This window comes from Mesorhizobium sp. HAY1-8B, assembly GCF_056868045.1.
On sequence record NZ_CP200321.1, the window covers coordinates 4198355 to 4215528 of the forward strand.

Consider the following 17174-nt stretch of genomic DNA (forward strand, 5'->3'; position numbering starts at 1 on the left):
GGTGGGGGGACCACCGGGCCGGCTCTGCAAAAATCGAAAAAAGATTCGAACCTTTTTCCGCGTGGCAACGACAGATGATCAAGAGGCGGATGGATCGCCTCGGTCAACGAAGCAAGGAGATCATCATGTTCAAGCGCACACTCGTTTCCGGCCTCATCGCCACCACCGTCGCCACCACCATGCTGGTCGGTACTGTTCAGCCTTCGGCGGCTCATTCGCATCACCACGACCTCGGTATCGGCATCGCCGCCGGCGTCGGCGGGTTCGTCCTGGGCAGCCTGCTCGCCCAGCAGCCGCCGCGTACCGTCTATGTCGACGAAGGCGGCGGTTCCTGGCACGTCCGTCGCTGCTTCGATCGTTACTCCAGCTACGATCCGGACTCCGATACCTACGTTGGTTACGATGGCTATCGCCACTACTGCCGGCTCTGAGGGGAGGACTGTTCAACAACAGAAAGGGGGCTCGGTATGAGCCCCTTTTTCTGTTGGCGTACAAATAGTTACAGTTGCGTTTTCGAGCTGGAATCGGAGATTGGCAATCCGGCTGCGCTGCATGTGCTGCCGACAATATGCCTCGTTTCCGAAGCGTCGCCCATGGCGACGAGTTCGAAGCTGCTTCCCGAATCCGGGTAGATCTTGGCAATGAAGGCTTGGTCGCGGCCGTAGCCGCCCGAGGAATCCTTGCCGTTGACGAAGCCGCAGACGACGATCTCCTTGCGGCCGTTCATCGTCCGCTCGCCGGCAAGCATCCTTCCGAACTTGGCGGAAGCAGAATCCGGCAAGCGCTGACGGATGCCGGTCGTTATGATCTCCTCCAGGGCAAGCGGGATCGGAATGGAATCGACCCGCTGGCCGCCGCCGGCATCGGGTCGAGGTGCCGCCGCCACGCATCCGCAAAGTGAAGCCGTAAGCAAAAGCTGAACCGTTTTCCGCATCCGTGCCCTTTGGCATGCATTTGAACGCCGCGGCAAGGCGGCGTCATGCTGCCGTCGGTGTCCGGCGATTTTGCGAACGTCCAGTCGGCCATTCGGGCGCCAACAGAGGGAAGAGTGGCCTGGACGAGCAGGACCCGGGGAGACCTGACTGCGACCAGGAGCGCATTGCCTTGGGCAAGCCGCTGATCAACCGGCTTGCGCGCCGCCGATCATCCTGGTCACTTCGGCCGCGGCACTGCGCACTATCGGGCCGATCTCGGCCAGCCGCTCCGGCGTCACCCGCACGGTCGGCCCCGACACGGAGACGCCGCCGATCGGTTCGCCGAATTCGTTGAAGATGGCGGCCGCCACGCAGCGCATGCCGGGATGCCGCTCCTCGTCGTCGACCGACCAGCCGCGCTGCTTGATGACAGCCAGGTCGTGGGCGAGGGCAGGGATCTCGGACAGCGTCTTGTCGGTGAAGCGCTGCAAGCCGGCCTTGCGCAGGATTGTCCCGACGCGCTCCGGTTCGAGATGCGCAAGCACCGCCTTGCCGATGCCGGACGCATGGAAGGGGCTACGCGTTCCCGGGCGGAAGAAGGCGCGGATCGCCTGGTGCGTCTCGACCTGGCTGACGAACACCACGCAATCATCCTCGGCGACGCCGAGATTGGCGGTCTCGCCGGTTCTTTCCATCAATTCCTGCATGACGATGCGGGCGCGGTCGACCAGCTTGCGGCGGCGCAGGAACGCCGCGCCCATGCGGTAGGTCTCGACGCCGATCGACCACAACTGATCCGATGTGTCGAACTCGACCATGCCGTGGTTTTCGAGCGTCGTCAGCATCCGGTAGGCGGTGGAGGCGGCAAGGCCGCTTTGCGCCGAAATCTCGCTCAGAGACAGGCCGCTGCCCTCCGCGACGATGGCCAGGATGCGCAAGGCCCGGTCGAGCGATTGCACCGAACTGGCCTCGGATGGCCCGTTGAATGCGCGCGGACGACCGCGCTGCCGTTTCTCAGTGGTTTCCATGACGCCAGCTTCGCCGATTTCTCCAAACGTGCAATGAAAAAGTTTTTCACTGGGGCGGGATAGCAATTCTTGGAAAACGGAAAATCCAATAAAATCAGCAAATAGCTTCCGTTTTCTAGAAATGAAAAAATATTCTGAAAAAATTGAAAAATAGCCGGCTTGCTGACATCCTCGGCCATCCAACAATGACAACCCAAGTGGAGGGCCGGAAAATGGCCAGAATGCGCGCTGTCGATGCCGCCGTTCTCGTTCTCGAAAAGGAAGGTATGTCCTGTGCCTTCGGCGTGCCGGGCGCGGCGATCAATCCGCTCTATTCGGCGCTGAAGGCACGGGGCACCATCCGCCACGTGCTGGCCCGCCACGTCGAGGGCGCATCGCACATGGCCGAAGGCTATACCCGCGCCAAGGCGGGCAATATCGGACTCTGCATCGGCACTTCCGGGCCGGCCGGCACCGACATGATCACCGGGCTCTACTCGGCGGCGGCCGATTCCATTCCGATCCTGTGCATCACAGGCCAGGCGCCGCGTGCACGGCTGAACAAGGAGGATTTCCAGGCGGTCGACATCGCGGCCATCGCGGCACCCGTCGCCAAATGGGCGGTCACCGTCATGGAGCCTTATCTCGTCCCCATGGCGCTGCAGAAGGCATTTCACCTCATGCGCTCGTCGCGGCCGGGACCGGTGCTGATCGACCTGCCGGTGGATGTCCAACTGGCCGAGATCGAGTTCGATATCGATGCCTATGAACCGTTGGCGCCGTTCAAGCCAGCGATGACGCGGGCCCAGGCGGAAAAAGCGCTGACGATGCTCAACGCGGCCGACAAGCCGCTGATCGTCGCCGGCGGCGGCATCATCAATGCCGATGCATCCGACCTGTTGATCGAGTTCGCCGAAATCACCGGCGTTCCGGTCATCCCGACGCTGATGGGCTGGGGCGCGATTCCGGACGATCACCGGCTGATGGCCGGCATGTGCGGGCTGCAGACGTCGCATCGCTATGGCAATGCGACGATGCTGGAGGCCGACTTTGTCTTCGGCATCGGCAACCGCTGGGCCAACCGCCACACCGGCTCGGTCGACGTCTACACCAAGGGCAAGAAGTTCATCCATGTCGACATCGAGCCAACGCAGATCGGCCGCGTCTTCGCGCCAGACCTTGGCGCCGTCTCGGATGCGGGTGCCGCGCTGAAAATGTTGCTCGACGTCGCCACCGAGTGGAGGACGGCCGGAAAGCTGCGCGACTGGTCCGGCTGGGCAAAGGAGTGCCAGGGTCGCAAGAAGACGATGAAGCGCAAGACGCATTTCGATCAGGTGCCGCTGAAGCCGCAGCGTGTCTATGAAGAGATGAACAAGGCGTTCGGCCGTGACGTTACCTATGTCACCACGATCGGCCTGTCGCAGATCGCCGGCGCGCAGTTCCTGCATGTCTACAAGCCGCGCAACTGGATCAATTGCGGCCAGGCTGGCCCTCTCGGCTGGACGCTGCCCGCTGCCCTTGGCGTTCGCGCCGCCGATCCGGACCGTACCATCGTGGCGCTGTCGGGCGACTATGATTTCCAGTTCATGATCGAGGAACTGGCGGTCGGCGCGCAGCACAAGCTGCCCTACATCCATGTCGTCGTGAATAACGCCTATCTCGGCCTGATCCGCCAGGCGCAGCGCGGCTTCTCGATGGATTATGAGGTGAGCCTCGCCTTCGAGAACATCAACCGGTCAGGCGATCCCGAGGCGGGCTATGGCGTCGACCATGTCGCCGTGGCCGAGGCGATGGGCTGCAAGGCGGTCCGGGTCCGCAAGCCCGAAGAGTTTGCCGGCGCCTTCAAGCAGGCGCAGCGGCTGATGAAGGAGCATCAGGTTCCCGTCGTGCTCGAATTCATCCTCGAGCGCGTCACCAACATCTCGATGGGCACCGAGATCGACAAGATCACCGAATTCGAGGAACTTGCCGAACATCAGGAAGACGCCCCAACCGCGATCGTGATGCTGGACTGATAAGAAGGACAAGAAGAATGCCGCGTTTTTCAGCCAACCTGTCTATGCTCTTCGGTGAGCATGATTTCCTTGATCGCTTCGACGCAGCCGCACGCGCGGGCTTCAAGGGCGTCGAATATATCGGCCCCTACGACCATGCGCCCGAGGTGGTGGCGGCGAGGCTGAAGAAGAACGGCTTGACCCAGGTGCTGTTCAACCTACCGGCCGGCGACTGGGGCAAGGGGGAGCGCGGCATCGCCGTACTGCCGGACCGTGTGCCGGAATTCCGCCAGGGCATCGCCAAGGCGATTACCTACGCACAGGCGCTCGGCTGCCCGCAGGTCAATTGCCTGGCCGGCATCGCGCCCGCCGACGCCGACCGCAAGGTGCTGGAGGACGTTTTCGCCGAAAACCTCGCCTTCGCCGCGGAGAAATTGGAGCAGGCCGGCATCAGGCTGCTGATCGAGCCGATCAACACACGCGACATTCCGGGTTTCTTCCTGAACTATTCAGACCAGGCGCTGGCGCTGATCGACCGCGTCGGCTCGAAAAACCTGTTCCTGCAATACGACATCTATCACATGCAGATCATGGAGGGGGATCTCGCCCGTAAAATCGAGGCCAACCTCGGCCGCATCGCGCATATCCAGCTTGCGGACAATCCCGGCCGTCACGAGCCGGGAACGGGCGAGATCAATTATCCCTTCCTCTACGACCACATCGACCGCATCGGCTATTCCGGCTGGATCGGTGCGGAATATAAGCCGAAGGCCGGCACGGAAGCTGGGCTTGGATGGTTCCGGGATCTGGCCGGGCAAGGGAGCGCGGCGGCTTAAGAGCCGGCGCCGAAGCGGCCATCTCCCCACCTATGGGGAGATGGCTGGCAGGCCAGAGGGGGGCGCGAAGGAACGCGGCCTAACAGAAGACGGAGAAAACAATGGAAACCATAGGCTTCATCGGCCTCGGCATCATGGGCGCGCCGATGGCGGGGCATCTGCTGGATGCGGGCTACAAGGTCATCGCCAGCGACCATCGCTCAAAGCCGCCGGCGGATCTCGTCGCCAAGGGCCTGAAGTCGGTCTCCGGCCACGCCGCCGTCGCCAAGGCGGCCGACATCGTCATCACCATGGTGCCGGATACGCCGCAGGTCGCCGATGTGCTGTTCGGCGACAACGGTGTCGCTTCCGGCTTGTCCAAGGGCAAGCTGGTCATCGACATGAGCTCGATCTCGCCGATCGAGACCAAGATGTTCGCCCGCAAGATCAACGAGCTCGGCTCCGACTATCTCGACGCGCCGGTCTCCGGCGGCGAGGTCGGAGCCAAGGCGGCGTCGCTCACCATCATGGTCGGTGGCGAGGACAAGCCGTTCGAGCGCGCAAAACCCGTCTTCGAGAAGATGGGCAAGAACATCACTCTGGTCGGCCCGAACGGGGTCGGCCAGATCATCAAGGTCGCCAACCAGATCGTCGTCGCGCTGACCATTGAAGCCGTCGCAGAAGCGCTTGTTTTTGCATCGAAAGCCGGCGCCGACCCGACCAAGGTCAGGCAGGCGCTGATGGGCGGGCTTGCGGCCTCGCGCATTCTCGAAGTGCATGGTGAGCGCATGGTCAAGCGCACCTTCGCGCCGGGCTTCCGCATCGAACTCCACCAGAAGGATCTCAACCTGGCGCTGGAAGGAGCAAAAGCGCTCGGCGTGTCGTTGCCCAACACCTCGACCACGCAGCAGCTGTTCAATTCCTGCGCGGCCAATGGCGGCGCCAAGGAGGATCACTCGGCCCTGGTCAGGGCGCTGGAGCGGATGGCCAATTTCGAGGTTGGCGGCCAGCCGGCCGAAGTGAAGGGCAAAGCGGCATAGGTCGGGGGAGGGCGGTGTAACGTTCCCAAGCCGCCCCCTCTTGTCCTGCACAAGAACGGGTTCCCGCGTTGTCGCTGGAACCCGTTTTTCATTTCGGGATGTTTTGGCAGGCAGTCTGCCGCTTTCGGCTCAGCCGCGCTTCAAGAATGCCCGCGCCGCATAAAGGCTGACCGCCGCGGCATTCGACACGTTGAGCGAACGGATGACGCCCGGCATGTCGAGCCGCGCCAGCGTCGTCACCGTCTCGCGCGTCTTCTGGCGCAGGCCCTTGCCTTCGGCGCCGAGCACCAGCGCGATCCTGTCGCCGGCAAAGCTGGTCTCGAGTTCCGCCGGCCCGTCCGAATCAAGCCCGATCGTCTGGAAGCCGGCCTCATGCAGTTGCCCGAGCGCGTCGGCCAGGTTCTTCACCTCGATCTGGTCGATATGCTCCAGCGCGCCGGAGGCGGATTTCGCCAGCACGCCCGATTCCTGGGGGCTGTGGCGAGCGGTGGTGATCAGCGCGCCGGCCCCGAAGGCGACCGCCGAGCGCAGGATGGCGCCGACATTGTGCGGATCGGTAACCTGGTCGAGCACCAGCACCAGCTCGGTGTCGCCGAGCGCGTCGAGGCGCTTGGGTTTCAGCGGCTCCGCCTCGATCAGCACGCCCTGATGCACCGCGTCCGACCCGGTGATCTTGTCGATGTCCCTGGGTTCGACCAGCTCCGCCTTGAAGGGCAAGGCGGCGAGATCGGCGATCTCGAGGCGCTCGGACGCATTGCGCGTCACCAGCATTTTGCGAATCTTGCGGCGCGGATTGTCGAGTGCCGCCCGTACCGTGTGCAGGCCATAAAGCCGCACCAGTCCGTCGGCGGCGTTTTCGCCGGGCGGAACGGGTTGGCGTGGCTTGAATGCTGGTGCGCCGCCGCTCTTCTCGTCGCGAAAGGCGCGGCGCAGCTTGGCGTAATGGGTGTCTTTGGGAGTATTGGTCTTGTTGCTCATGGCCGGCTTCTATAGCTGTCTGCCGCGGCCAAGGATATGGCCCGTCGCCGCAGCCGGCGAACAACATCGAAAAACCCTTCCTGCGCGGTTGACACCCAATGGCCTTGCCGCCATAAGGCGCTTCGCTGATTTCGGACAAGACTTCTATCTCGGGCTCCGGGATCGGCAAGAATGCCTCGTTGCATGGCTCCGGCGGCAGACTGGAGAGGTGCCCGAGTGGTTAAAGGGGACGGACTGTAAATCCGTTGGCTTAGCCTACGTTGGTTCGAATCCAACCCTCTCCACCACTGCCGGCCCGGAAGCCCTGAAACGCGAAAAGCATCGGAGACGAAAAGCGCATGGCGCTTTTCCAGTGAATCCGGTACTTCAGTGCAAGGCGCGGGTATAGCTCAGTGGTAGAGCAGCAGCCTTCCAAGCTGAATATGCGGGTTCGATTCCCGCTACCCGCTCCAGATTTTCATCCCCACCGTCGGCAAGCGCGGCCATGCGCGCAGTGCTTCAACGCATCGGTGCGGCCGCGTCAGCTGTTGAACGCCGACGCCACCTGATGCTGCTGAGGTACCTGGCCGTTCGGCGTCAGCTTGTCGACGATGCCGGGCAGGGCGGTGGACAGCTGCTTGAGCAGTTCCCCCTCGTCCATTCCAGTGCGCTGCGCGATCTCGCGGATGACCTGCGGCCCAAGCGCGGCTCCGAGATCATTGGCGTTGATCGACCGGTTCTGGCCGGTGCCGACCCAGGAATCGGCCACGTTGCCATGGCCGGCATTCTTGAGCTTGTCGAGCAGGCCGCCCAGTCCGCCGAGCAGGCCACCGTCGCCTGGATTAGCTTCGGTCGGAGCGGGAGCGGGCGGAGCAGCGGCATCGGGTTGATCCGGCTGTTCGGCACTTCTGCCGCTCAGCATTTTTCCGACCAGCAACGCACCGAGCGCGATCATCAGTGGTTTGGTGATGTTGCCGCCGGGAACGGCGTTGTCAAAAAGTCCCATAGTGGATCCTCCATCTCAACCAAGCCCAGCCCATCTTCAACAATGGCGCATCCGGGCGGAATTTCAAGCTGGCTTGAGGTTTTGACAATCATATGAAAATGTCGGGCTGGCGAGGGATGGAGAGGAAAAAATGGGTATCATCAGCTGGATCATTCTCGGCGCCATCGCCGGTTTCCTGGGCAGCAAGATCGTCAACAAGACCGGCCAAGGCCTGATCATGGATATCGTGCTCGGCATTGTCGGCGCTATCGTCGGCGGCGTGATCTGCAGCCAGATCTTTGGCGTGGGTGTCACCGGCCTCAACATCTCCAGCCTGATCGTCGCGGTGGTTGGCGCGATAGTTGTGCTGTGGGCCTACCACCAGTTCAGCGGACGCCGGACGCTCTAAGCGTTAGCTGGATGATCTGAAATTTCGAATTTCTGCTGAGGCAAGACCGGCTGCGGGTTTGCCTATGGCATCAGCACCGCATCGGCCGCGGCGAAGAAGATCAGCGTTCCCGCGATGAATACCGCCCAGCCGACCAGCGATTTGCGAATGGCGGCCTTGTGCTCGGCGTCGGAGTTCTTGTTCTGGTCAAAATCGGTCATGGGGAAGCTCCCTTGGCTGATTGATCATGTCATCGCCGAATAGACGATCAATCTGGCCTCCGCAACATCAGAAACAGGTGCTCCGGTATCGATGCTAGGCGACGACGGTCAATCTGCGTTTACGCTGATCGAGTGACACAATGATCAGCCCGCTGGCCACCACCAGCAGGATGCCGCAGACCGCCAGCGTGTTGGGGAACTGCCCGAACACCAGCAGGCCTGAAATGACGGCCCAGACGGTGAAGCAGTAGTAGAACGGCGCCACCGCGCTGGTCGGCCCGACGCGATAGGCCATGAAAATGAAGAAATGGCCGAAGATCAGGAAAAACCCGGCGCCTGCCATCAGCAGCAAATGGCGCCCCTCGGGCATGACCCAGCGCTCGGATATCAGATGCGCGACACCCGCGCCGACCAGCACCACCAAGACGGCGGAAATCGCCACGATCATCCCCGGCACTTCCGCCGGGACATGTCTGCCGGCAAGGTCGCGCGCGGCCGACAGCGCTGCGTTACCGAGCGCCAGCAGGGCATAGACCGAAATGCCTTGCATCGTCGGCTGCGCCACCATCAGCGCGCCGATGAAGCCGAGTCCGATCAGCGCCATGCGCTGGCCGCCAATGCGTTCGCCAAACAGGATCGAGGAGCCGACCAGCATCAGGAGCGGCGTGATCTGCCCCAGTGCGGTGGAATCTGCGATCTGCATGTTGGCGAGCGCCACGACATAACAAAGGATCGCCGCCAGTTCGAGCAGGTTCCGGCGCAGCACGCGTTTGTCGAAGATCAGCGGGATCTGTTTGCCGTAGCCGAGCAGGAACAGCAGCGGAAAACCCCACAATGTTGCCGCGGCCCCGCGCAGGAACAGCACTTCGTAGGATGGCAGCCCTGCGGTCGCGAGTTTCATCATCGTATCGTTGACCAGGTATGAGCCGGTCGAGACGATCATGAACAGCGGGCCGCGGATCGAGGCAGGGATGAAATGCATCGGATCAGGAGATCAGACCTCGATGGCGGCCGCAATGGGCCATCAACTGGCCGTGAACTCAGACAGGGATTGGTGGTGGGGGCACCTTAAGCGGCCTAGGTCGATCGGCCTGTCGCCCATTTCATTTCATGCATCGCCTTCCTATATCAGCGCCACATCCCCGCAATCGGATCCCAGGTTCGGACTGAGTGAGACGGCACCCGGCCAAAAGACGCTTGTGTTTTTTGGCCTTTGTCGCTAATCGCCCCGCATTCGACTGAACTGAAGGTCAAGGCCGTCCAAGGAAAGAGACTATGGCAAAAGGTAAATTCGAGCGCACTAAGCCTCATGTGAACATCGGCACGATTGGTCACGTTGATCATGGCAAGACGTCGCTGACGGCGGCGATCACGAAGTATTTTGGCGAGTACAAGCGCTACGACCAGATCGATGCGGCGCCGGAAGAGAAGGCGCGTGGCATCACGATCTCGACGGCCCACGTCGAATACGAGACGGCCAACCGCCACTACGCCCATGTCGACTGCCCCGGCCACGCCGACTATGTGAAGAACATGATCACCGGTGCCGCGCAGATGGACGGCGCGATCCTGGTCGTTTCGGCCGCCGACGGCCCGATGCCGCAGACCCGCGAGCACATCCTGCTCGCCCGTCAGGTCGGCGTGCCTTCGATCGTGGTGTTCCTGAACAAGGTCGACCAGGTCGACGACGCCGAGCTGCTCGAACTGGTCGAGCTCGAGGTTCGCGAGCTTCTGTCGAAGAACGAATTCCCCGGCGACGACATTCCGATCGTCAAGGGTTCGGCGCTGGCCGCTCTTGAGGATTCGAACAAGACGATCGGCGAGGACGCGATCCGCGAGCTGATGGCTCAGGTCGACGCCTACATCCCGACCCCGGTTCGTCCGCTGGACAAGCCGTTCCTGATGCCGATCGAGGACGTGTTCTCGATCTCGGGCCGTGGCACGGTCGTGACCGGCCGCGTCGAGCGCGGCGTGGTCAAGGTCGGCGAGGAACTCGAGATCATCGGCATCCGTCCGACGACCAAGACGACCTGCACGGGCGTGGAGATGTTCCGCAAGCTGCTCGATCAGGGCCAGGCTGGCGACAACATCGGCGCGCTGCTGCGCGGCGTTGATCGTGAAGGTGTCGAGCGCGGCCAGGTTCTGGCCAAGCCGGGCACGGTGAAGCCGCACAAGAAGTTCGTGGCCGAAGCCTACATCCTGACCAAGGACGAAGGTGGCCGTCACACGCCGTTCTTCACCAACTACCGCCCGCAGTTCTACTTCCGCACGACCGACGTGACCGGCATCGTGTCGCTGCCGGCTGGCACCGAGATGGTGATGCCTGGCGACAACATCACGGTCGATGTCGAGCTGATCGTGCCGATCGCCATGGAAGAGAAGCTGCGCTTCGCCATCCGTGAAGGCGGCCGCACCGTCGGTGCCGGCATCGTCGTCACCATCAAGGAGTAATCGACACCGGCATTAGCCGGATCGACTAGGAAAGGGCGGTCTTCGGGCCGCCCTTTTCGTTTCCGGGCAGCCGGGGACAGCCGCCAGCCGTGGTCATTTCAAAGCTGTTGCAAGCGCCATCGCGCCAACTAGTATAGGTTGCATTGCGGGAGCTTGCCGAAGAGTGGTTCCAGGGCGCGGTTTCGATGGGAAGGCATGGCGGGCACTGGTCCGTCTCGTGCTGTTGATGGCCGGGGTCTTTCCTGTCGTGGTGGCCCAGGCGCAGGAGCAGTCGCTGGATATCCCTCCGATGCGGTTTGCCGTCGTGCGCAGCAATGCGCCGGGCTGCGAGCCCAATTGTCCGGAATGGATATCGGCGGAAGGCACCATCGACGCGGGCACGCCGTCGTTGCTCAAGCGCACACTCAAGGCGCTCAGGGGCCGGCAATTGCCGGTGGTCGTCAATTCCCCTGGCGGCAACGTCGATGCTGCGGTGAGGCTCGGCCAGATGATCCGCAAGAACAAGCTCGATATCGCCGTTGGCACGACGGTGTTTTCCGGCTGCGAGCCGCAGATGAAGAATTGCAGGGATAACCAGGGCAAGGGCGCCGACTATTTCGGCATGGCCTATGACGACGGCGCCATGTGCAATTCTGCTTGCCCGCTGATGTTTTCCGGCGGCGTGCGCCGCGTTGTCGGGGAGTTCGCCTATCTCGGCGTTCACCAGGTCACCACCACCTACAGGCGCGAGAAGCTGCTCTACCGGACCACCTATCGGATCGTGAACGGCAAGAAGAAGATCATCAGCACCAAGGTCGTCAGCCGCAAGAACGCGGGCAGCTACAAGACCTACGAAATGAGCAAGGCGGTCGAGAAGAGGCTTTCGGCGTATCTGCAGGGCATGGGGATAGGCGAAGGCGTTTTCACAACGATGAAGAACACGCCTGCCAGTGAAATCCATCAACTGGTTCTCGAAAACATGCTCCGCATGAACCTCGTCACCTCCCTCGACGCCGTCGAGCTTTTCACCGGGGAAACCATCTGCAAGGCAAACCCGATGCCGGCGAATTGCCGGGAGATACCCGCCGACAAAGAGGCGACGCCGGCCAATCTCCCGACCGCTCAGGCAAAACCCGCTCTCCCTCCGCCGGCCGAGGCCACGACGCCGAAGGAGGCCGACATGCGTTTCGTGTTTGTCCGCGGCAGCAACCCGCTCTGCAATCCCGACTGTCCGGAATGGATCTCGGCGGAGGGCTCGATCACCGCGCGGACGCCGGAAAAGCTTAGACAGGCTCTCGATGCCATCGCCGGCCGGCGGCTGCCTATCGTCATCAACTCACAGGGCGGCGATATCGAGAGCGCGCTTGCCGCTGGCAGGCTGATCCGGGAACGCAAGCTCGATGTCGTTGTCGCCCACACGGATTTCTTGGATTGCGATCCCTCGGCGGAGTGCCTGGCCAAGGATGGCGTCCACACCGGGCTCACAATCGAATCCGAAGGCGAATGTGCTTCGGCCTGTCCGATCATGGTTGCCGGTGGTGTCAGGCGTTTCATCGGGCCTGCCGTGCGCCTCAGCGTGAGTTCCGTTGGGCTTGGGGACAAGGTCAAGGCGTATCTCGAGCAGATGGCGATCGGACCCGGCCTGTTCGACGCCATGCAGCTCTCGTCATCCAAACGGCGGCTCTATCAGCAGGCGATACTGAAATTCGGGCTGGCGACCGGGCCTCAGTCCGCCGACGAACTGACGGGCGCCACCATATGCAGATCGGTTCCGAGGCCGGACAATTGCCGGCTCGTGCCGTCAGCCAACGCCGAAGCCGACATGCCGGCCAGATTGTGACGCCGCGTGTGTTGAACTGGCTATCGAGGCAGGTTGAGGCAGGTCGGGTCTTTCCGCTACCGTCTGGTGATCGAGGACAAGATGACCGCCATGCGCAAGGATGTTCCGACACTTTACGAATGGGCCGGCGGCAGCGACGCGCTGAACCGGCTGACGCGGACCTTTTATGACAAGGTGGCAAAGGATCCGGTCGTCGGGCCGGTGTTCAAGGCGATGTCGCCGGATCATCCCGCCCATGTCGCGGCCTTCATCGGCGAGGTCTTTGGTGGACCGAAGACCTACAGCGAAAAGTTCGGCGGCCACCGCGAGATGGTCATGCATCATCTAGGCAAGCATTTGACCGAGGAACAGCGCCGCCGCTGGATCAACCTGCTCGCCGACGCCGCAGACGAGGTCGGCTTGCCCGACGATCCCGAATTCCGTTCGGCCTTCATGGGCTATGTCGAATGGGGATCGCGGCTGGCCAAGATGAATTCCAATCTGGACGAGACCTGCGATCCCGAGACCGAGCCGATGCCGGCCTGGGGCTGGGGCGTGCCTGGCGGCCCGTACACGCCACCGGCCGGGAAATCGTAATCACAGCAGTTCCGAACAGGCCGAAGCGGCGGCCAGTCATCAGTGGTCCGGATTTGGCATGGGGGATGAAGGCGCGTTTGCGTGCAAACCACTCTTTACACAGAGCCCGGAAGCTTTTAGGAAGCCCCTGCTGCGCCGAGGCGCGCAGGATACGGGCATAGCTCAGTTGGTAGAGCGGCGGTCTCCAAAACCGCAGGTCGTAGGTTCGAGCCCTGCTGCCCGTGCCATTTCCGAAATGGCCATCAGAAGCGATATTTTGCAGGCCGCCCTTTGAAAATCGGCGACACGCTTGCCATATTAGCCCGATTGGGGCATAAGGGCGCCATAGCCGGGACGGAACGACTGGATGGTTCCGAGGCGGCGTTTGGTCATAAAGCGGACACTTGCCACTTGCGTGGATCAAGAATTGGTTTTATGTAGACGGAACAGGCACGCGACGCGTGGAGCTGGGAAGCCGGCTTTACGCGTCTGATTTGCATGGGCGAAATGATTGCGCTGATTCGGCGCGAGACTGGGCTCAGGCGGCACGTCCCGGCCAGCGGGATCATCCAGGAGACCCGGCCAACGGGTCTTGAAGACAGGCGGCATATGGCTTCGAAAACCACAAATCCTTTCGTCTTTCTCCAGCAGGTTCGCTCGGAGACCGCCAAGGTGACTTGGCCGTCGCGGCGCGAAACAATGATCTCGACGGTGATGGTTCTGGCCTTCGCTGTGATTGCGATGATCTTTTTCTTTAGCGCCGATCAGTTGATGGGCCTCGCGATCGAACAGATTCTGGGCATTGGACGCTAAGTCCGGCGATTACGGAGAAGTCTAAAAAAATGGCTGCGCGCTGGTACATCGTCCACGCTTATTCGAACTTTGAAAAGAAGGTCGCCGAGGACATCGAGAACAAGGCCAAGCAGAAGGGCCTGTCCGCCGATATCGAGCAGATCGTGGTGCCGACCGAGAAGGTCGTCGAGGTTCGTCGTGGCCGCAAGGTCGATGCCGAGCGCAAGTTCTTCCCGGGGTACGTGCTCCTGAAGGCCAACCTGACCGATGCCGTGTTCTCCTTGGTGAAGAACACGCCGAAGGTCACCGGCTTTCTCGGCGACTCCAAGCCGGTGCCGATCACCGAGGCGGAGGCGCAGCGCATCCTGAACCAGGTGCAGGAAGGCGTCGAGCGGCCGAAGCCCTCGGTCACGTTCGAGATCGGCGAGGCGATCCGTGTTTCGGATGGTCCTTTCGCGTCGTTCAACGGTTTCGTCCAGGAAGTGGACGAGGAGCGGGCGCGGCTCAAGGTGGAAGTTTCGATCTTCGGGCGCGCCGTGCCCGTCGATCTGGAATTCGGACAGGTCGAAAAGGGCTGATCCGAAATCCCCCGATGTTCGGCCGGCGGCGCCGGTTCGGCGATCGGGGGGGGCGGTGCGGAAACGCACGGCCTGAGAACGGTGGGAGGCGAATGTGGCTTTAGCCGGCCACGCGAACCGCACCACCAGACTGCAACCGCCGGTGTTTTCCCTGATGTTGGGACCGGCATAGACAAAGGCAGGAAAAGAGATGGCTAAGAAAATTGCAGGCCAGCTCAAGCTCCAGGTTTCCGCGGGTTCGGCTACGCCGTCGCCCCCGATAGGTCCGGCGCTTGGTCAGCGTGGCATCAACATCATGGAGTTCTGCAAGGCGTTCAACGCGCAGACCCAGGAAATGGAAAAGGGATCGCCGGTTCCGGTCGTCATCACCTATTACCAGGACAAGTCGTTCACCTTCGTCATGAAGACGCCGCCGGTGAGCTACTTCCTGAAGAAGGCCGCGAACCTGAAGTCGGGCTCGAAGGAGCCGGGCAAGGTCAAGGCTGGCACCGTTTCGCGCGACAAGGTGCGCGAAATCGCGACCGCCAAGATGAAGGATCTGAACGCAAACGACGTCGAGGCGGCCATGCGCATGGTCGAGGGCTCCGCCCGCTCGATGGGTCTGGAAGTGGTGGGCTGAGATCATGGCAAAGATTGCAAAGCGTGTATCGAAGACCCGCGAAGGCATCGATCCCAACAAGGCTTATGCCCTGGGTGAGGCGCTGAAGCTGCTCAAGGACCGTTCCTCGGTCAAGTTCGACGAGACAGTCGAAGTTGCCATGAACCTCGGCGTCGACCCACGCCATGCCGACCAGATGGTCCGCGGCGTGGTCAATCTGCCGAACGGCACCGGCCGCTCGGTTCGTGTCGCCGTGTTCGCCCGTGGCGACAAGGCCGAGGAGGCCAAGGCCGCCGGCGCCGACATCGTCGGCGCGGAGGATCTGGTCGAGATCGTCCAGAAGGGCACGATCGATTTCGATCGCTGCATCGCCACTCCGGACATGATGCCGCTGGTCGGCCGTCTCGGCAAGGTGCTCGGCCCGCGCGGCATGATGCCGAACCCGAAGGTCGGCACCGTCACCACCGACGTCGCCGCCGCCGTCAAGGCATCGAAGGGCGGCGCGGTCGAGTTCCGTGTCGAGAAGGCCGGCATCGTTCATGCCGGCGTCGGCAAGGTCTCGTTCGACGTCAAGGCGCTCGAAGAGAACATCCGTGCCTTCGCCGATGCGGTGACCAAGGCAAAGCCGGCTGGCGCCAAGGGCAACTACGTCAAGAAGGTGTCGGTCACCTCGACGATGGGCCCGGGCCTCAAGCTCGATGTCGCGACGCTCGCTGCGTCCTGATTAAGACCATTTGGATCGGCCGCTGGAAGGCCGATCCGTGATTGAATTCCGGGCCCCGGATTTATCCTGGGCCCGGTGCCGGAAGTCGAAAGGCTTCCGGACATCCTGTCCGAGATTGCAGGCGGCCCAAAAGCCTTAATTCATGTGGGCCTGCATGAGACGGGTGAAGACCCGACAACGGAGCAAGTGCTCCAATGAAAGGTTCGAACCGTGTTTGCCTTTTGTCTGCGCATCGTCGGCTTGCCGGCGGTGTGGCGAAAGGGGGCAGGATCCTCGAGCGTCGTTCGGGAGATCCGTTACTGGATGGCCCGGCCGGCAAAAGGCAACCCGACGCCTGTCCTCGAAATAGGGCAGGGGTCAACTGGAGATAGGCAGTGGACAGAGCGGAAAAACGCGAACTCGTCACGGGCCTGAACGAAGCGTTCGGAAACGCAGGTTCAGTCGTCGTGGCCCACTATGCCGGTATCACCGTCGCGCAAATGAACGACCTTCGGTCGAAAATGCGCGCTGCCGGTGGCACCGTTAAAGTCGCGAAGAACCGTCTCGCCAAAATCGCTCTTCAGGGCACGGACTCCGCATCGATCATTGATCTGTTCAAGGGACAGACGCTGATTGCTTATTCGGAGGATCCGATTGCGGCGCCGAAGGTCGCGTCCGATTTCGCCAAGGGAAATGACAAGCTTGTCATTCTCGGCGGCGCTATGGGCACCACCTCGCTCAACGCCGACGGTGTGAAGGCACTCGCCACACTTCCGTCGCTCGATGAGCTGCGCGCCAGGTTGGTTGGCATGATCGCCACGCCGGCCACCCGGATCGCCCAGATCGTCAATGCGCCAGCGGCCTCGGTCGCGCGCGTCATCGGCGCTTACGCCCGGAAGGACGAGGCGGCATGAGGCCGTTCCTCGCTATCAAAAACACACGTTCGAACCTAACGAAGGAATACAACAATGGCTGATCTCGCAAAGATCGTAGACGACCTTTCGAAGCTGACCGTCCTCGAGGCGGCCGAGCTGTCGAAGCTTCTGGAAGAAAAGTGGGGCGTTTCGGCTGCTGCTCCGGTGGCGGTTGCCGCTGCTGGCGGCGCTGCCGCTGCTGCTGCTCCGGCCGAGGAAAAGACGGAATTCGACGTCGTCCTCACCGACGCCGGCGCTCAGAAGATCAACGTCATCAAGGAAGTCCGCGCCATCACCGGTCTTGGTCTCAAGGAAGCCAAGGACCTGGTCGAAGCGGCTCCGAAGCCGGTCAAGGAAGGCGTTTCCAAGGCCGACGCCGACAAGTTCAAGGCCCAGCTGGAAGCAGCCGGCGCCAAGGTCGACCTGAAGTAAGCGTATAAGCG

General features: G+C 62.1%; 20 protein-coding genes and 3 tRNA genes. 17 read left to right on the forward strand and 6 right to left on the reverse strand.

From position 1 onward, the window contains the following. Positions 1–125 precede the first annotated feature (125 nt). Complete coding sequence (locus tag AC1VON_RS19940) at positions 126–431, forward strand: BA14K family protein (RefSeq protein WP_483124622.1); 306 nt, start codon at positions 126–128, stop codon at positions 429–431. Between the two features lie 68 nt (positions 432–499). On the opposite strand, the gene AC1VON_RS19945 is transcribed toward AC1VON_RS19940, so the two are convergent. Together AC1VON_RS19945 and bhcR are read right to left on the reverse strand one after the other, a co-directional pair. Next, positions 500–886, reverse strand: a complete 387-nt coding sequence (locus tag AC1VON_RS19945; RefSeq protein ID WP_483124623.1) for a hypothetical protein — start codon at positions 884–886, stop codon at positions 500–502. Between the two features lie 234 nt (positions 887–1120). Then, complete coding sequence (bhcR, locus tag AC1VON_RS19950) at positions 1121–1942, reverse strand: HTH-type transcriptional regulator BhcR (RefSeq protein ID WP_483124624.1); 822 nt, start codon at positions 1940–1942, stop codon at positions 1121–1123. Between the two features lie 212 nt (positions 1943–2154). On the opposite strand from bhcR, the gene gcl reads away from it, so the two are divergent. From gcl to AC1VON_RS19965, 3 genes are all read left to right on the forward strand, one after another. Then, entirely contained in the window at positions 2155–3936 is a 1782-nt protein-coding gene (gene gcl / locus AC1VON_RS19955; RefSeq protein ID WP_483124625.1) for a glyoxylate carboligase, read from the forward strand. 17 nt (positions 3937–3953) lie between these two features. After that, the gene (gene otnI / locus AC1VON_RS19960; RefSeq protein WP_483124626.1) at positions 3954–4751 is read left to right on the forward strand and encodes a 2-oxo-tetronate isomerase; all 798 of its coding nucleotides are present in this window, start codon (positions 3954–3956) and stop codon (positions 4749–4751) included. A 101-nt stretch (positions 4752–4852) separates the two neighbouring features. Continuing rightward, positions 4853–5770: a 2-hydroxy-3-oxopropionate reductase gene (locus AC1VON_RS19965; protein ID WP_483124627.1), complete on the forward strand. Its 918-nt coding sequence runs from the start codon at positions 4853–4855 to the stop codon at positions 5768–5770. 129 nt (positions 5771–5899) lie between these two features. Here AC1VON_RS19965 and AC1VON_RS19970 read toward each other — a convergent pair whose 3' ends face one another. Further along, positions 5900–6748, reverse strand: a complete 849-nt coding sequence (locus AC1VON_RS19970) for a TrmH family RNA methyltransferase (RefSeq protein WP_483124628.1) — start codon at positions 6746–6748, stop codon at positions 5900–5902. Positions 6749–6950: 202 nt separating this feature from the next. Between AC1VON_RS19970 and AC1VON_RS19975 the strand changes: the two genes are divergently transcribed. Both AC1VON_RS19975 and AC1VON_RS19980 read left to right on the forward strand, forming a co-directional pair. Next, a tRNA-Tyr gene (locus tag AC1VON_RS19975) sits at positions 6951–7035 on the forward strand. A 91-nt stretch (positions 7036–7126) separates the two neighbouring features. Beyond that, a tRNA-Gly gene (locus AC1VON_RS19980) sits at positions 7127–7200 on the forward strand. Between the two features lie 68 nt (positions 7201–7268). Here the strand turns inward: AC1VON_RS19980 and AC1VON_RS19985 are convergent. Further along, entirely contained in the window at positions 7269–7733 is a 465-nt protein-coding gene (locus AC1VON_RS19985) for a YidB family protein (RefSeq protein ID WP_172350645.1), read from the reverse strand. A 130-nt stretch (positions 7734–7863) separates the two neighbouring features. Here AC1VON_RS19985 and AC1VON_RS19990 point away from each other — a divergent pair, with 130 nt between their 5' ends. Continuing rightward, entirely contained in the window at positions 7864–8121 is a 258-nt protein-coding gene (locus AC1VON_RS19990; protein ID WP_172350644.1) for a GlsB/YeaQ/YmgE family stress response membrane protein, read from the forward strand. A gap of 62 nt (positions 8122–8183) precedes the next feature. On the opposite strand, the gene AC1VON_RS19995 is transcribed toward AC1VON_RS19990, so the two are convergent. Then, entirely contained in the window at positions 8184–8321 is a 138-nt protein-coding gene (locus AC1VON_RS19995) for a hypothetical protein (RefSeq protein ID WP_164548697.1), read from the reverse strand. A 94-nt stretch (positions 8322–8415) separates the two neighbouring features. Next, complete coding sequence (locus tag AC1VON_RS20000) at positions 8416–9303, reverse strand: DMT family transporter (protein WP_483124629.1); 888 nt, start codon at positions 9301–9303, stop codon at positions 8416–8418. 293 nt (positions 9304–9596) lie between these two features. On the opposite strand from AC1VON_RS20000, the gene tuf reads away from it, so the two are divergent. From tuf to rplL, 10 genes are all read left to right on the forward strand, one after another. After that, the gene (tuf, locus tag AC1VON_RS20005; protein WP_010909256.1) at positions 9597–10772 is read left to right on the forward strand and encodes an elongation factor Tu; all 1176 of its coding nucleotides are present in this window, start codon (positions 9597–9599) and stop codon (positions 10770–10772) included. Between the two features lie 163 nt (positions 10773–10935). Continuing rightward, entirely contained in the window at positions 10936–12591 is a 1656-nt protein-coding gene (locus tag AC1VON_RS20010; protein WP_483124630.1) for a COG3904 family protein, read from the forward strand. Between the two features lie 90 nt (positions 12592–12681). Further along, a complete protein-coding gene (locus tag AC1VON_RS20015) occupies positions 12682–13167 on the forward strand; it encodes a group II truncated hemoglobin (protein WP_483126349.1) in 486 nt (161 codons plus the stop codon). A 151-nt stretch (positions 13168–13318) separates the two neighbouring features. Then, positions 13319–13394 (forward strand) — tRNA-Trp (locus tag AC1VON_RS20020). A 361-nt stretch (positions 13395–13755) separates the two neighbouring features. Further along, positions 13756–13959 (forward strand): preprotein translocase subunit SecE, encoded by a 204-nt coding sequence (gene secE / locus AC1VON_RS20025; RefSeq protein ID WP_010909260.1) that lies wholly within the window; start codon positions 13756–13758, stop codon positions 13957–13959. A 29-nt stretch (positions 13960–13988) separates the two neighbouring features. Further along, entirely contained in the window at positions 13989–14516 is a 528-nt protein-coding gene (gene nusG / locus AC1VON_RS20030) for a transcription termination/antitermination protein NusG (RefSeq protein ID WP_010909261.1), read from the forward strand. Between the two features lie 190 nt (positions 14517–14706). Continuing rightward, on the forward strand, positions 14707–15135 hold the full coding sequence (rplK, locus tag AC1VON_RS20035) for a 50S ribosomal protein L11 (protein ID WP_010909262.1): 429 nt from the start codon (positions 14707–14709) through the stop codon (positions 15133–15135). A gap of 4 nt (positions 15136–15139) precedes the next feature. Continuing rightward, positions 15140–15838 (forward strand): 50S ribosomal protein L1, encoded by a 699-nt coding sequence (gene rplA, locus AC1VON_RS20040; RefSeq protein ID WP_172350641.1) that lies wholly within the window; start codon positions 15140–15142, stop codon positions 15836–15838. A gap of 374 nt (positions 15839–16212) precedes the next feature. Next, positions 16213–16731: a 50S ribosomal protein L10 gene (rplJ, locus tag AC1VON_RS20045; protein WP_019857958.1), complete on the forward strand. Its 519-nt coding sequence runs from the start codon at positions 16213–16215 to the stop codon at positions 16729–16731. A 54-nt stretch (positions 16732–16785) separates the two neighbouring features. Next, a complete protein-coding gene (gene rplL / locus AC1VON_RS20050; RefSeq protein WP_010909265.1) occupies positions 16786–17163 on the forward strand; it encodes a 50S ribosomal protein L7/L12 in 378 nt (125 codons plus the stop codon). The last annotated feature ends 11 nt before the right edge of the window (positions 17164–17174 follow it).